10 protein-coding genes are annotated in these 15,671 nt (G+C 69.9%); 4 read left to right on the top strand and 6 right to left on the bottom strand.

The window, feature by feature from the left end; genetic code table 11:
• The first annotated feature begins 87 nt into the window (after positions 1 to 87).
• The 3 genes from FNH24_RS26820 (at position 88) to FNH24_RS26810 (ending at position 7,698) form a co-directional block, all read left to right on the top strand.
• Entirely contained in the window at positions 88 to 2,835 is a 2,748-nt protein-coding gene (locus FNH24_RS26820; protein WP_152365306.1) for a CDP-glycerol glycerophosphotransferase family protein, read from the top strand.
• The gene (locus tag FNH24_RS26815; protein ID WP_152365305.1) at positions 2,832 to 3,947 is read left to right on the top strand and encodes a glycosyltransferase; all 1,116 of its coding nucleotides are present in this window, start codon (positions 2,832 to 2,834) and stop codon (positions 3,945 to 3,947) included. The genes FNH24_RS26820 and FNH24_RS26815 overlap by 4 nt, the downstream gene beginning before the upstream one ends.
• A 106-nt stretch (positions 3,948 to 4,053) precedes the next feature.
• Entirely contained in the window at positions 4,054 to 7,698 is a 3,645-nt protein-coding gene (locus FNH24_RS26810; RefSeq protein WP_152365304.1) for a bifunctional glycosyltransferase/CDP-glycerol:glycerophosphate glycerophosphotransferase, read from the top strand.
• 9 nt (positions 7,699 to 7,707) lie between these two features.
• On the opposite strand, the gene FNH24_RS26805 is transcribed toward FNH24_RS26810, so the two are convergent.
• The 3 genes from FNH24_RS26805 to FNH24_RS26795 form a co-directional block, all read right to left on the bottom strand.
• Positions 7,708 to 8,994 carry an ABC transporter substrate-binding protein gene (locus FNH24_RS26805; protein WP_152365303.1) on the bottom strand — a complete coding sequence of 429 codons (1,287 nt, stop codon included), beginning with the start codon at positions 8,992 to 8,994 and terminating at the stop codon, positions 7,708 to 7,710.
• A gap of 66 nt (positions 8,995 to 9,060) precedes the next feature.
• Complete coding sequence (locus FNH24_RS32515; protein WP_152365302.1) at positions 9,061 to 9,249, bottom strand: mycothiol transferase; 189 nt, start codon at positions 9,247 to 9,249, stop codon at positions 9,061 to 9,063.
• Positions 9,250 to 9,391: 142 nt separating this feature from the next.
• The gene (locus tag FNH24_RS26795; protein ID WP_161606332.1) at positions 9,392 to 10,669 is read right to left on the bottom strand and encodes an ABC transporter substrate-binding protein; all 1,278 of its coding nucleotides are present in this window, start codon (positions 10,667 to 10,669) and stop codon (positions 9,392 to 9,394) included.
• Between the two features lie 799 nt (positions 10,670 to 11,468).
• Between FNH24_RS26795 and FNH24_RS26790 the strand changes: the two genes are divergently transcribed.
• A complete protein-coding gene (locus FNH24_RS26790; protein WP_152365300.1) occupies positions 11,469 to 11,963 on the top strand; it encodes a hypothetical protein in 495 nt (164 codons plus the stop codon).
• On the opposite strand, the gene FNH24_RS26785 is transcribed toward FNH24_RS26790, so the two are convergent.
• Genes FNH24_RS26785 through FNH24_RS26775 form a run of 3 tightly spaced genes read right to left on the bottom strand, consistent with a single transcriptional unit; the run spans position 11,922 to position 15,666 of the window.
• Positions 11,922 to 12,734 carry an ABC transporter ATP-binding protein gene (locus FNH24_RS26785; RefSeq protein ID WP_246187084.1) on the bottom strand — a complete coding sequence of 271 codons (813 nt, stop codon included), beginning with the start codon at positions 12,732 to 12,734 and terminating at the stop codon, positions 11,922 to 11,924. The genes FNH24_RS26790 and FNH24_RS26785 overlap by 42 nt on opposite strands.
• The gene (locus tag FNH24_RS26780; protein WP_152365298.1) at positions 12,731 to 14,689 is read right to left on the bottom strand and encodes a dipeptide/oligopeptide/nickel ABC transporter permease/ATP-binding protein; all 1,959 of its coding nucleotides are present in this window, start codon (positions 14,687 to 14,689) and stop codon (positions 12,731 to 12,733) included. The genes FNH24_RS26785 and FNH24_RS26780 overlap by 4 nt, the downstream gene beginning before the upstream one ends.
• Complete coding sequence (locus tag FNH24_RS26775; RefSeq protein ID WP_152365297.1) at positions 14,686 to 15,666, bottom strand: ABC transporter permease; 981 nt, start codon at positions 15,664 to 15,666, stop codon at positions 14,686 to 14,688. The genes FNH24_RS26780 and FNH24_RS26775 overlap by 4 nt, the downstream gene beginning before the upstream one ends.
• Positions 15,667 to 15,671 lie beyond the last annotated feature (5 nt).

The following is a 15,671-nucleotide window of genomic DNA, read 5'->3' as shown; positions in this document are numbered from 1 at the left end:
GGATCTGTGGGAGGCTGATTTGATTCAGTGACCAGGTAGACCTCGATCGAACCGACGTCGAACCAGGTACGAAATCCGAGGAGATCGATGAGCAAGGCCCCGTCCGGTGGCACCGTCACCGTGGTGTTCGACCCCGACCCCAGTCCGGATGGGCGGCGGCGGTCGTTCGCCTCGATCACCGATCAGACCCTGCGCACTGAGCGGATCGTCGTGCTGCTCCGGACCGAGGAGGACCGGCCGGCGCTGACCGAGCTGATCGCCGCCGAGCCGCGGGCCGAGCTGCTCGATCTGACCGTTGACCAGGCAACCGCGGAGCAGCCGCTCGCGGTCGAGCGGGCCGTCGCCGAGCACGCCGGGGACGGGTTCGTGATCTTCGTCGATCCCGGCGGCTCGCTGGAACTGCACGCCGCGAAGAACCTGCTGCTGGCGGCCGAGTCCGCCCCGGGGACGGAGCTGGTCATCGGCCGGGTCGAGCCGTCGGCGAGCGCCGACACGGACGCCGAGCTGGATCGGCCGCGCGGCGCCGCGACGCTGGCCGACGAACCGGGTCTCGGCCGGGACCGGCGGCTGACCGGTCGGCTGATCGGCACCGACCTGCTCCGCCGGGCGATCGAGGCCACCGACGGCCAAGGACGTCACGCCCTGCTGGCCCACTGCTATCGCGCGGCCGCCCGGATCGGGCACGTGCCCGAGCTGGTCTACCAGGCCGGGCCGGCTCGGCTCGGCGCCGAAGCCGAGGTGTCCGCCCTGGTCGCGGAGCTGATCGGCCTGGCCGAGTCGGACGATCCGGCGGTCGCCGGGCTGGCCGGGAGCTGGATCGGCGACCTGATCCGCGGCCCGCTGATCGGTTTCCTCGGCGATGCCTACGAGCTGTCCGGCCCGGACCGCCGGCAGCGGCTGGCGACGCTGCGCCCGCTGGTCGAAGCCGCGCCGGAGGACGCGTTCGACGAGGCACCGCCGATGCTCCGGGCGGCCTGGGCCATGGTGCTGCTCGACCAGCCGGAGGGGCTGCGCCAGGCCCTGATGTATCGCCGCCGCGACTGCACCCTCGCCGGGCGCATCGTGACCGACGACCAGGGCCGGTCCTGGCAGCCGGCCGTCCCCGGCTTCACCCCGCCCGAGCCCGGGTCGGTCGCCGAGCGGTTGTTGCGGATCGAGGATCCGCGGTTCACCGACCGCCCGTTGCGCGCGGTCCATTTCAATCACATGCTGACCTCGGTCGTCCGCCGGGGCGGGCGGGTCACCCTGCGCGGCGTCACCCACGACCCGCTGCGGAAGCTGGCCGGGACGGTGACCGGGTCGGTGCTGGCCGAGCGGCGCAACGCCGACGGTCGGTTCGAGGTCCCGCTCACCTTCACCGCGCGGCCCGACCAGACGCTCGAGTGGGAGGCCGAGTTCGCCTTCCCGCCCGGGCTGGCCTGGGACCGGCCGCAGGTCTGGGGACTGTATCTGCGGTTCCTGGTCGACGACCGGGAGACGGTCGGACTGTTGCGGCACCGGTTGAGCCGCGCCCTGACCCGGCCGATCCCGGCCGGCGGCCAGGCCCAGCGGCTGCTGCGGCGCGGCTATCGGCTCTACCGGACCAAGGGCGGCAACGTCGGGCTGCGGCTGCAGCCCGCCCGCGGTCGTCGCGGCCAGGTCGACCGGCTGCTGACCGGGGCCGGCAACCGGGTCCGGACCCGGCTGCCGCGGCTCGATCTCGACCGGCAGCCCAGCCGGGAATGGGTGGTGGCGAACTTCCCCCGCCTGCAGCGCCTGCCGTTGCACCGCAACACCGTGCTGGTCGAGTCGCACATGGGCCAGAGCGGCTGGGACCATCCCCGCTACGTGGTCGAGGAGCTGCGCCGGCTCCGGCCCGGCCTCAAGATCATCTGGGTGACCAAGCCCGGATTCCCCTCCGAACAGGTGCCGTTCCCGACCGTGATCAAGAACAGCCTCGGCTACGTGCTGGCGCTGGCGCGGTCGGAGTTCCTGATCGACAACCAGTCGCTGCCCACCTATTTCTGGCAACGACCCGGCCAGCGCTATCTGCAGACCTGGCACGGCACCCCGTTGAAGACGATGGGGCTGGACGAGCCCAACTTCGCCAAGCGATCCGCGGCGGCCAAGCAGGGCACCGTGGACCGGGCGAACCGCTGGGATGCGCTGGTGGTGCCGAACGAGCACTTCGAGAAGACCTTCGTCCCGGCGTTCGGCTACCGCGGCCGGCTGCTGCGGTACGGCAGCCCGCGCAACGACGTCCTGGTCACGGACGCCGGCCTGGCCGAGGAGTACCGGCGGCGGCTTGACCTGCCGACGGATCGCAAGATCATTCTCTACGCACCGACGTTCCGGAAGGCGCTGGCCAACCGGTCCAGCGCGATCCAGCTGCCGTTCGATCTTGACTGGTGGCGCGAGGAGCTGGGGCAGGAGTACTACCTGCTGGTCCGGGCGCACTACCTGAACCGGGTCGAGATCGGCCGCGACCTGGCGCCGTACTGCCTCGACGTGTCCGACGTCGACAACATCAACGAGCTCTATCTGGCGTCCGACCTGTTGATCACCGACTATTCCTCGGTGATGTTCGACTACGCCACCCTGCGCCGCCCGATGCTCTTCTTCTGTTACGACTACGACGACTACACGCGTGACGAGCGGGGCACCTACCTCGACCTGAAGGAGATCGCGCCGGGACCGTTCGTCACCTCCGCGGACCAGCTCGCCGAGGGCATCCGGACCGCCGGCGACGACCGCTACCGGGTCCGTCGCAAGGAGTTCTTCGAGCGGTTCTGCTCCGGTGAGGACGGCCACGCCGCCGAGCGGTCCGCCCGGTTCCTGTTGGGGCTAGACCGATGACCGGCACCGGGATCCGCCGGGTCTGGTTCGTCGCCACCGATCCGGACCGGTTGGGCGGGGTGTCGTCGTTCATCACGGTGCTCGGCCGGGCGCTGGCCGGGCGCGGCTACGAGATCCGGCTGCTCGGCGTCGAGCAACCGCGCGGCAACTATCCGCTGATCCGGCCGGCCGACTGGCAACAGACGGTGCTGTTTCCGACCCAGGCCGAACGCGACGCCGATCCGGAGCTCGACGCGCACGCGTACGGGCTGGAACGGTTCGCGGCGGTCAAGGCCGACTGGGGTCCGGAGGACTTGATCATCTGCTGTCACGTCTGGCCGATGGAGATCATGATCGCCGGCGGGCTGAACCCGCGGGACCGGACCGGGCCGGTGATCATCGGCCAGTACCACGGCTCCTTCCACGCCGCCGAGTCCGGCCGCGACCTGCGCCGGATCAAGAAGATCTTCAAGGACGTCGACCAGTTCTGCTGCCTCACCGAGGCCGACACCGTCAGCTATCGGCGAGCAGGGCTGAACAACGTGATCGCGATGCCGAACCCGGTGCCGCTGAACGACGCCCGGGACGGCGATCGGGACAAGGTCGTGGTCAGCCTCGGCCGGTACAGCCCGGAGAAGTCGCTGGACCACCTGATCAAGGCCTGGCGGACGGTGACCGAGCGACATCCGGACTGGCGGCTCCGGCTCTACGGCGCCGGACCGAAGGAACCACTGCTGCGAGAGCTGATCGACCGGCTCGGCCTCGGCGACGTCGTCACCCTGGACGGGATCGCGGCCGACGTCGGCGGGGTGCTGGCCCGGAGCAGCCTGCACGCCATGTCCTCCCAGACCGAAGGGCTGCCGATCTCGATCATCGAGGCCGCGATGGCCGGCGTACCGACCGTCACGTACGACTCCTCGCCCGGGATCCGGGCGATCGTCCGGGACGGCGCCACCGGACGGATCGTGCCGAAGAACGACGTCGACGCGCTGGCGGCGGCGTTCGGTGAGCTGATCGAGGACGCCGACCTGCGCACCCGGCTCGGAAGCGCGGCCCGGGCCGAGGCGGAGCAGTACGCGCCCGAACCGATCGCCGACCGTTGGGAGGACCTGATGCGCACCGCGCTGCGCTGACCGCAGTGCACTGCGCTGACCGCAGTGCAACGGGGGCACGAGCACGGGGGCACTAGGATGCCTGGTCGACGGCCGGGGAAAGCAAGTCGGGAAGGTTCGGAAACGGGTGAAGACCAGGCTGGCACGCTTATTGCGACGTGTCCGGGATCGAGCGGGACGGGAGCGGGTACGGGTCGTTCGGACCCTCCGGCGGCACGCGCCACCGGCGCTGGTCCGGCCGCGGGTCAGCATCATCGTCCCGGTCTACAACGTCGAGGCCTACATCGCGGCCTGCCTGGACAGCCTGATCGCCCAGACCCTGCCCGACATCGAGATCATCCTGGTCGACGACTGCTCGCCGGACTCCTCGATGGAGATCGCCGCCGGCTATGCGGCCGTGGATCGGCGGATCAAGATCATCCGCCAACCCCGCAACAGCGGGCTCAGCGCGGCCCGTAACGCCGGCGTGGCGAAGGCGCGGGGCGACTACCTGTGCTTCGTCGACTCCGACGACGTCCTGGCGCCGGACGCCTGCGCGGCCACGGTGCAGCAACTGGACCGCTCCGGATCCGACTTCGCCGTCTTCGGCTACTACCGGTTCAACTCGACCCGGCGCTGGTCCGCCGCGCCGTGGATCACCCAGATCCACCAGCGCCGCCAGGTCGGGATCAGGGCCGCGGACTATCCGGACGTGATCGCCAACACGATCAGTTGCGCCAAGCTCTACCGGCAGAAGTTCTGGCACCGGCACGAGCTGAAGTTCCCGGTCGGGGTGAAGTACGAGGACCAGCCGGTGCTGGCCAAGGCGTACGCGGTCGCCGACGCGATCGACGTCCTGGACCGGACCTTCCTCGGCTGGCGGGCGCGGGAGGACGGCTCCTCGATCAGCCAGCAGCTCGGCACCGCCGACGACCTCCGGCACCGGCTCGCCGCGGCGGAGGCGGCCCTCGACCACTACCTCCAGTACGGCACCGAGGACCTGGCGTCGCACCGGCTGTCGCAGCTGCTCGGCAACGACTTCACCTTCGCCATCGCCGCGGTCGGGCGCGGCGACGACGAGTACTGGGACCTGCTGACCGCGGGCCTGCACCGGATGTTCACCATCGCCCGGACGTCGGAGTCCGGCGGTGACGACGACTGGATCTGGGCCGCCATTCCGCCGCAGCACCGGATCGGCTACGAGCTCGTCCTGCGTGGCGAGCGGGATCAGGTGGTCGAGTTCTTCGACGGCGGCGGCGGCAACCTGGCCAACAGCCCGACCGAGATCGTCGACGGCCGGCTCTACGCCCGGTTGCCGCACTATGACGACCAGGACTCGCCGATCCCCCGGAGCCGGTTCGAGCTGCTCCCCCGGCAGCGCAAGCTGGTCACCGCCGTGCGGCGGCTCTGGTGGAGCGACGCCGAGACGCTGACCATCGAGGGCTGGGCGTACGTCAACAACGTCGACCACGCGCGCTATCCGGTCCGGCTGACCGCGGCCCTGGTCGACCTCGGCACCGGCGAACGGATCGAGCTGGCGGTCGACCCGCGCCCCGACCCGGAGGTCAGCCGGATCTCCAAGCAGCGCTGGTGCGATTACGAGTCCGCCGGATTCCGGATCGACCTGCGGACGTCGGCCGCGCTGATCGGCGACCGCCGGCGGTCCGCGTGGCAGCTGGAGCTGACCGCCGAGGCGGCCGGACTGACCGCGGTGGGCCGGCTGGCCGGCTGCGCTCAGGGCGGGTCGGCCAGCTATCCGTTCAGCCGGTTGATCGAGGACCGGATCCGGCTGACCCCGCGCTTCACCGCCCGCAACCTGGAGATCGGGCTGAGCCAGCCGCCGCTGGTGCTCAGCGCGATCAGTCAGGACGGGCCGCGGACCGAGCTCAGCGTCACCGGCCGGGGCTACCGGACGCTGCGGCTGACCCACCGGTCGGCCGGCGAGGTGGTCGAGGTCGCCCTGCGGCGGGACGCCGACCATCAGCTGTCCGCCTCCTTCACGCTGCCGGAGCTGGCCGAGGACGACCGGCCGGAGGCGTGGTTGGTCCGGGCGGTGAAGAGTTCCGGGACGGCCAGCCCGATCGTCTGGCCGGAGTCGGTGCCGGTGCCCGTGCATGACGGCGTCGGGCCGCGGACCTTCCGTACCCGGGCCTGCAACCTCGGCGTCGACCTCGCCGAGACCATGATCGAGATCGTCGACCTCGAGGTCGACGAGGATCCCGAGACCGGGCGGCCGCAGCTCACCGTCACCAGCGACGTGACCGGGCGCGCCGTGCCGGCGGCCCGGTTCGAGCTGGCCGGGGCGGCCACCACCGTGGCCGGCACCGTCGAACTCCAGCCGGGTCGCAGCTCGGTCCGGCTGCCGCTGACCGCCGATCGGTGGGGAGGCGCCCGGCTGTGGCCCGAGGACGGCCTGCCGCTGCCGCTGGGCCGGTATCGGCTGGCCGTGACCGGCGGCGCCGAGGACCGGATCCAGGTCGACCTCGGCCGTGAGCTGGTCAGCCGGCTGCCGCAGAACGTCCTGGGCGACAAGCTGCACCTCCGGGTCGAGCGAACGCCCCGGAACCAATTGATGCTGGTCGTGGTGCGCCCGCTGGCCCTGACGGAGCGCGGCGCGCGGCAGCAACGGCAACTGCAGGACTGGCACGCCGCGCTCGAGCCGACGGTGACACCCCGGGTGGCCCTGTTCCGCTCGTACTACGGCGAGAACACCGCCTGCAACGCCGGCGCCACCCACGCCGAGCTGCGCCGCCGCGACAGCGACATCCAGGTCCACTGGACCGTGACCGATCATTCGGTGCCGGTGCCCGAGGGCGGCATTCCGGTGATCTTCGAAAGCCGCGAGTACTACCGGCTGTTGCGGACCGCCGAGTTCGTGATGGACAACACCCATCAGCCGATCTACCACGTCAAGTCGCCCGGCCAGAAGGTGATCGAGACCTTCCACGGATATCCGTTCAAGGTGATGGGCCACGCCCACTGGGAGAACCTCGGGTTGAGCCGGGTCCGGATCGAGACCTTCGATCGCCGGGCCGCCGAATGGGACTATCTCGTCTCGCCCGCCCGCTACGCCACCCCGCTGCTGCGCCGCGACTTCCGGTACGACGGCGAGGTGCTGGAGATCGGCTACCCGCGCAACGACGTGCTGTTGACGCCCGGGACCGGTCCGCGGCGAGACGCCGTCCGTTCGGTGCTCGGGGTGGCCGACGGGCAGACCGCCGTCCTCTACGCGCCGACGTTCCGCGACTACCTGTCCACCAACGACACCTCGGCCGAGGCAGTGCGGTTCATCGAGGTGGATCAACTCACCGAGTCGCTCGGCGACGACTTCGTGTTGCTGGTCCGGGGACACGCCTTCAACGCGCGGGCCGGCAGCCGGTTCTCCGGTGACCGGGTGATCGACGTGTCGGACTATCCCGACGTCGCCGACCTGTATCTCGCCTCGGACGCCGCGATCGTCGACTACTCCTCGCTCCGCTTCGACTACGCCCTGACCGGCAAGCCGATGATCTTCCTGGTCCCCGACCTGGAGCGGTACGTCGAGACCCGCGGCTGGCTCTTCGACTTCGAGCCGACCGCGCCCGGGCCGTTTGTCGGCAGCACCGAGGAGACCGCCGCCGCCCTGCGCCGGTTGGACGAGGTCGCGGTCGAACACCGGGAGGCGTACCAGAAGTTCCGCGAGACCTACCTCGACCTGGACGACGGCCACGCCGCCGCCCGGCTGGTCGAGGCGGTGTTCGAGCAGAAATCCGACACCTCAGCCCGAGAAATCGCTCTCACGCAGTTGCCGTGACGGACCGACTCAGGCCAGGGCGGCCTGGGACTCGGCGGCGAAACGTTCGGCGGCGGCCTTGCCGGTGATCTTGCCGAACAGGACGTCCGCGTGCGCCCGGCCCAGCACGTCGCCGAGGATGGTGCCGCCGCCGGGCGGCGGCGCCGGCGGGGTGTCGCCCAGAGCGGGCTCCAGCTCGGCGATGAACTCGGCCACCCGCCGGCCCTCCGGGGTCAGCTTGGACTCGATCGCGGCGGCGATCTCGGTGTTGGCCGGATAGCCGCGCTCGTCCAGGCAGATCGACGCGCAATCGACACTGTTCACCCACCAGCCGATCAGCTGACCGACCTGATCCGGGTGCTCGGTCCGGCTGGACGCCGACCAGAGCATCGACGGGTGATACCAGGCCCTCAGGTCCGCTGCCTTCCCGGTCACGCTCGGCAACCGGAGCATCGCGACCTCCCCGCCGGCGGCCTTGCTGATCGCGGCCAGCTGATTGGACCAGAAGATCGCGAAGCCGGTCCGGCCCTCGGCCAGGCTCGACTGCTCCAGCGATCGGCCCTCCTCTTCGGTGATCATCTCGGCCGGCGGCAGCGCCTTCGCGTCGACGTAGCTCTGCAGCAGGGCGAAGTAGGGCTCGAGATCCGCCGCGGTGAAGGCGAGTTGCCCGTCGGCGGTGAACAGGTCGGCGCCGTGCTGCCGCAACCAGGCCTGCATCGTCTTGTCGCTGAACGGGCTCGCCGTGCCGAACGTACCCTTCGGTGAGTTCGCGGTCACCTCGGCAGCAAGATCGCGATAGTCGTCCCAGGTCCAGGTCTGATCATCGGGCAGCTCGACGCCGGCCCGCTCCAGCACCTTCGGGTTGGCCATGATCACCGGCGTGTTGATGCCGGCGTTGATCCCGACCAGCTTGCCGTCGACCCGGCCGGAGTCCAGCGTCCCGGGGCCGAACTTCGAGGTGTCGACAAGATCAGCAAGATCGAGCAGCGCACCCTTGGAGCCGTAGTCGCCGATGAAGCCGTCCGCCATCTGGATCACGTCCGGCGCGTCGTTGGCCGCGGTCTGCGTCGCCAGCCGTTCCCAGTAGGCGGAGAACTCCGCCGGCAACGGATCGATCGCCAGCTCGGAATGATCTTCGAGGTAGGCGGCGATCGCCTGGCTCGTCTGGGCGTTACGCAACTCGTTGCCCCACCAGCCGAACTGCAACGTCGTCGTTCCGCTCGTCGGGGCGCCGCTGTTGCGGCCGCAGCCGGCCAGGCCGGCCGCCGCCAGCCCACCGGTGATTCCGAGCAGGGCCCGCCGAGTCATTTCTGCCATCGTTCCTCCACGCTGAGAAAGTGGTTTCTCAGTCAGAGTAATGACGATGCAGAGCTGGGTCAATATTCAGTCGAAGGTGCGGCCGTCGATCCGCTCCCGGAGCAGATCCGCGTGACCGAGGTGACCCGCGTACTCCCGGATCAGATGGAGATACAGCCAGCGCAGCGACAGCTCGCCGTAGCGATGATGGCTGAACGTCCGGTCCAGCGGCTGCCCGGCGGCCGCCGCCCGACACAACTCCCACTCCGCCAGCAAGGTCGCGTAATCCCGGTCGGCTTGGTCCGGATCGGGCGCTCACGAAGCAGTTCCACCTCCGGAGCGATCCACGTCATCGCCCCATCCCAGCCGTTTCCGGTCGATCCCGCACCCCGATTTGCGGGTCCGGGGTCGAGCGCCGTCAGGTCAGGGCGGACTGGGACTCGGTGAGCAGCTGGTCGGCCGCGGCCTTGGCGTTGATCTTGCCGAACAGGGCGTCGGCGTGGACCCGGGTCAGGATGTCGCCGAGGACCGTGCCACCGCCCGGCGGCGGAGCGGGCGGGGTGTCACCGAGCTCGGGCTCCACGGCCGCGATGAACTCCGCGACCCGCCGGCCCTCCGGAGTCAGCTTGGCCGAGATCGCCGCGGCGACCTCGGTGCTGGCCGGATAGCCGCGCTCGTCCAGGCAGATCGACGCGCACTCGACGCTGTTCACCCACCAGTCGATCAGCCGGCCGGCCTCGTCCGGATGCTTGGAACGACTCGACGCCGACCACAACATCGACGGCCGATACCAGGCCTTGAGGTCCGCCGACGATCCCGTGACAGTCGGCAGCCGGAGCATCGCGATCTCCGTCCCGGCCGCCTTGGTCAGCGCGGCGAGCTGATTGGACCAGAAGATCGCGAACCCGGTGGTCCCCTGCGCCAGCGCCGACTGTTCCAGCGACTTGCCCTCGTTCTCGACGATCGCCTCGGCCGGCGGCATCGCCTTGTCCCGAAGGAAATCCGCCAGCAGGGCGAAATAGGACTCGGCTTCGGCCGCGGCGAACCCGAGCCCGCCCTCGGCCAGGAACACGTCGGCCTCGTGCTGGCGCAGCCAGGTCTGGAACGCCTTGTCGCTGAACGGGCTCCCGGTGCCGAACGTGCCGTCCGGCGAGTTCGCGGTGATCTCCACCGCCAGCGCGCGATAGTCGTCCCAGGTCCAGGTCTGGTCGTCCGGCAACTCGACGCCGGCCGACTCGAGCACCTTGGGATGCGCCATGATCACCGGCGTATTGAAGCCGGCGTTGATCCCCACCAGCTTGCCGTCGACCCGGCCGGTGTCCAGCGTCCCGGGCGCAAACTTGGACACGTCGACGTGGTCGGTCAGGTCGAGCAGCGCGCCCTTGACCCCGTAGTCACCGAGATACCAGTCGGACATCTGAATCAGGTCCGGCGCATCGTTCGCGGCGGTCTGGGTCGCCAGCCGATCCCAGTACGTGCTGAACTCGGCCGGCTGCGGGTCGATCGCCAGCCCGGCATGCTGCTTCAGGTAGGTGTCCAGGGCCTGAGTCGTCTGGGCGTTGCGCAGATCATTGCCCCACCAGGCCATCCGAAGCTTCGCCCCGCCCGACTCGGGCTGCCCGCTGTTGCGTCCGCAGCCCACCAGCCCCACCGCCGCGACCCCACCGGCCAGCCCGAGCACCCCACGCCGCGTCATCTTCGCCATCATTGGCTCCACACCTCAGAAACTGATTTCCATTCCAACCCTTCCACGCCTTCTCCACCCCGGTCAACGCTTCCCAACCCGGCCGAGACGGCACGAGTGCCCGCGCTTATGGCGGCGTGCCGGTGCCCTGGCGACCTGCCGGCGGGGCTGGAGGAAGAGCTGCGCCGGAGAGGTGGGATGGGCGGTCTGAAGGAGATCACTGTGCCGTACCGCGGCGGCCGAGGTCGGCAGCCTGCTCGACCGTCAACGGCGTGGGACCGATGAGTAACGAGCTCCGAGCGATGGCAACCGAATCACCGCGGGCAGGTCGCGTCGTCGCGTCCGGCGTGCAGGGCCGCGGTCGTCGGGATCGGATCCGGACCGGCGGCGTCGGGCGGTTCCGCCGCAACCGAGTGTGACGATCCAGGCAATCGGACCGACTTCCGACCGGGACCCGTTCGCCGGCGCATCCCTGGAACTCGACCACCAGCCGATCATGGACCGACCGACACGCCGCATTCGGCGGACCGGACGCTGAACTGCCGGCACGATTTCAGGGCGGCCATCGTCCTACCGCGGCCGAACCAAGATCACGCGGCAGCCTCGCCGGCGCGACCGCTATCGGTCGACGAGACCGCTGTGGTGGTCGCGCGAGCCGATATCAGTCGCGTCAGTGGCCGCCACACCCACCGAACCGGCTCAAGGCGATCTCGGTCGTTGGCTGCGCGACTGCTATCGGTCGACGCGACCACCACACCATTCGCGCGAGCCGACAACGGTCGCGTGACCCTCCATCGAGGCCGGCTCGGCCGTGGTCACGGCCTGGCGGAGCCTGTGGCAGCCGATGTTGATCACGGTGATCACCAACGTCGCCTTCTTCGTCGCCTACTGGCTGCCGGAGTTCGGCCGCGGAGCCGCCGACCCACTGCTCGGCCAACTGGCACCGCTCGCCTCCGCGTCGTTCGCCACCGGCGGTGAGGTCTGGTACGCCACCCAACGCGGCACCGGGACCTGGATGTTGATCTTCGGCGTGGCGATCGCCTGGTTGGTCCGGTCGCGCTTCTGGCTGGCCCGATTGATCGTCTTCCCGATCAGCTATCTCGGCGCGGCGCTGGCCCTGGTGATGGTCGTCGGCCTGATCGTCCGAGGTGAGCTGTTCGACTCGCTGCTGTCCGTACTCCTCAGCCCCGACCATCCGATCGAGTCGTCACAAGTGCGCCGACACGCCGCAAAAATGCCCGCGGGTGTGACGGGTCGGCGGGGTTTAGGTGGGGAGGCGGCGGCGGGGGTCGGGGGCGGCGGCTAGGAGGCGTTGGGTGTAGTCGTGTTGCGGGTTGGCGATGACCTCGCGGCTGGGGCCGCGTTCGACGACGGCGCCGCGATACATCACCAGGGTCTCGTCCGAGTAGGCCTCGGCGCTGCCGAGGTCGTGGGTGATGTAGAGGATGGCGAGGTTCTCCTCGCGGCGCAGGGCGTCGAGCAGGTCGAGCACCTCCTTGCGGATGCTCACATCCAGCATCGACACCGGCTCGTCGGCCAGCAGCACCCGGGGCTCCGCGGCCAGCGCGCGGGCGACCGACACCCGCTGCCGCTCGCCGCCGGACAGCTCGTGCGGAAACCGGTCCAGGTAGCGCTCGGCGGGCTCCAGGTTGACCCGGCGCAACAGCTCCAGCGAACGCTGCCGGGTCTGCTCCGCGGTCGTCGTCTTGCCGTGGATCCGCAGCACCCGGCCCAGCACGTGGCCGATCCGGTGCAGCGGGTTGAGCGAGGCGAACGGGTCCTGCAAGATCATCTGCACCGAGCCGCAGTAGCGGGTGAAGGCGCGGCCGCGCAGGGCCCGGACCGGGGCACCGTCGAGCAGGATCTCACCCGAGGTGTACGGGTAGAGCTGGGCCAGCAGCCGGGCCACGGTGCTCTTGCCCGAGCCGCTCTGGCCGACCAGTGCCGTCACCCGGCCGGCGGACAGACCGACCGAGACGTCGTCCACGGCCCGGAACCGGGCCTTGGACCCGATCCGCCGGCCGGGCTGGCGGAACTCCTTGGTCAGGTTCCGGGCCTCGAGGATGTAGTCGCTCACAGTCGCGCTCCCAGGTCGGCCAGCGAGGACAGCAACGATCGGGTGTACGGGTGCCCCGGCTCGGCGTAGACCTCGACCGACGGACCGTACTCGACCAGCACGCCGCCGCGCATGATCGCGATCGAGTCGCTGATCTCCAGCAGCAGGGCCAGATCGTGGGTGGTGAAGATGATCGCGAAGCCGAACTCGTCGCGCAACGCCATGATCTGATCCAGCACCTCGCGCTGCACCAGCAGGTCCAGCGCGGTGGTCGGCTCGTCCATGATGATCACGTCCGGGTCGAGCACCAGGGCCAGCGCGATCGCCACCCGCTGCTTCATCCCGCCGGACAGCTCGTGCGGATAGCTGTGCACCCGGTCCGGCTCGATCCCGACCTTGATCAACATCTGTTGGGCCAGGGCGGTCCGCTCGGCCCGCGTCATTCCCGGCCGGTGCACCCGCAGCACGTCGTCGAACTGGGCCCGGATCGTGGTCACCGGGTTGAGCGCGTTCATCGCCGACTGGAAGACGATCGCGATCTCGGACCAGCGCAGGGCGCGCAGCGCCGGCGTCGACAGGCCGAGGATGTCGATCGGCCGCGTGTCGACGGGAGGAACGGCCGATCTTGCTTTCCCTTCGACGGGCTCAGGGAACGAAGACCCCGGCCCGGGAGCAGCGGATCGACTGGCCCGACGGTGATAGGTGACCTCGCCCCCGGCCACCCGGGCCGGGGCCCGAAGCAGCCGGGTCACGGTGTTGGTCAGGGTGGTCTTGCCGCTGCCGGACTCGCCGGCCAGGCCGAGGATCTCGCCCCGGTGCAGGGTCAGCGACACGTCCTGCACGGCGTGCACCACGCCATGATCGGTCGGGTAGTCGACCGAGACGTGGCTGATCTCGATCACCGGGTCGCCGTCGCGGCCGCCATGATCACGGATCACCGGCACCGCCTCGTCGAAGGTCCGCCGACCGGCCGCCCGGGCCGACTCGACCGCCGGTTCGCTCTCGACGACCTCGGCCAGGCCGCCGCCGGTGGCCGCCGGAGCGCCCACCGGAGTGCTGGCCGCGGTCAGATCCAGCGCCGCCGCCCGCCGGCCGACGCCCGATCGGCGCTGCTTCCGGCCGGTCCGCAGTCGCGGGTTGGCGTACTCGTCGATGCCGAAGTTGATCAAGGCCAGGCCGGCGCCGAGCAGGGCGATGGCCAGGCCCGGCGGCACGAACCACCACCAGGCGCCGAACAGGAAGGCCTGTTGGCTCTGGGCGAAGTAGAGCATCGAGCCCCAGCTGACCGTGGTCAGCGAGCCGAGGCCGAGGAACGACAACCCGGCCTCGGCCATCACGCCGCCGATCACCATGAACAGGAAGCCGGAGGCGATCAGCGGCAGCTCGTTCGGGATCACCTCGGTGAAGATGATCCGCCAGCGCGACTCACCGGTGGCCCGGGCCGCCTCGACGAAATCCCTGCTGCGCAAGGACATCGTCTGCGCTCGCAGCACCCGGGCCGAGCCGGCCCAGGAGGTGATCGCGATCACCACGGCCACCGCCTGGATGCCGCGGTTGGGCAGATAGCCGGTGAGCACGATCAGCAGCGGCATCCCCGGGATGACCAGGAAGACGGCGGTCAGGATGTAGAGCAGGTCGTCGGTGACCCCGCGGATGTAGCCGCCGATCACGCCGATCAGCACCGCGATGATCTTGGAGATGATCGCGGCGAAGACGCCGACCGCCAGCGAGACCCGGGCGCCGTAGACGAACTGGGCGTAGACGTCCTCGCCGAGCTGGGTGGTGCCGAGCCAGTGCTGCCCGGACGGCGGCGCGAGCACGTCCGGCCCGGTCGCGTCCGGCGAATACTGCGCCAGCAGCGGCCCGAGCAGGGCGAGCAGGACGAAGAAGAGTGCGATCAGAATCCCCGCCCGGACCTTGCCGGACTCGGGCACCAGTCGCCCGATCACGCGGGCGGCGCCGCTGCTGCCGGTCATGCCTGCTCCTGCCGGGTCCGCGGGTCGAGGAAGACGTAGATCACGTCGGCCGCGAGGTTGGCGATGATCACCGCGAACGAGATCACCAGGAACATGCCCTGCATCAGCGGGAAGTCCTGGTTCTGCACGGCGGTGAACAGCGCATACCCGATGCCCGGATAGTTGAAGATCACCTCGGTCAGCATCGAGCCGCCGACCACCGCGCCGAGGGACAGCGCGAACGAGGTCACCGACGGCAGGATCGCGTTCCGGGCGGCGTAACCGAACATCACCATCCGCTTCGGCAGACCCTTCGCCTCGGCCAGCGTCACGTAGTCCTCGCCGAGGATGGTCACGGTCATGTTCCGCATCCCCATCACCCAGCCGGCGAACGAGGCCAGCACGATGGTCACCGCCGGCAGCGCCGCGTAGTAGAGCACCGACCCGATGAAGTCGGCGCTCCATCCCGGGGTCAGCGCCGGGTCGTAGCCGCCGGCGATCTCGAACCAGCCGAGGTTCACGCCGAAGATCAACACCAGGATCAGCGCCAGCCAGAAGTACGGAATGGCGTTGAGGAAGGTCAGGATCGGCAACAGGTGGTCGGTCCAGCTGCCGCGCCGCCAGGCCAGCAGCACGCCGATCAAGGTGCCGATGATGAAGCTGATCACTGTGGTGATGCCGATCAGGCCGATCGTCCACGGCATGGCGTCGGCCACGATCTTGGCCACCGGCACCGGATAGTAGGCGATCGACAGCCCGAGATCACCACTGAACAGTGAGCCGAGATAGTCCCGGTACTGCAGCAGCAGGTTGGTCTCGGTCAGCCCGTACGCCTCACGGAGCGCGGCCAGGGCGGCCGGGTCGAGGGTCCCCTCGATCCGTTCGGTCAGCAGGTCGATCGGATCACCCGGCATCAACCTCGGGATGAGGAAGTTGAGGGTGATCGCCGACCACGCAATGAACAGATAGAGGGCGACCTTGCGTAGCAGATAGCGCATCGGAA

This window comes from Microlunatus speluncae, from assembly GCF_009299835.1.
Classification (GTDB): Bacteria; Actinomycetota; Actinomycetes; order Propionibacteriales; family Propionibacteriaceae; genus Microlunatus; species Microlunatus speluncae.
This window is presented reverse-complemented; position numbering and strand designations above follow the sequence as displayed.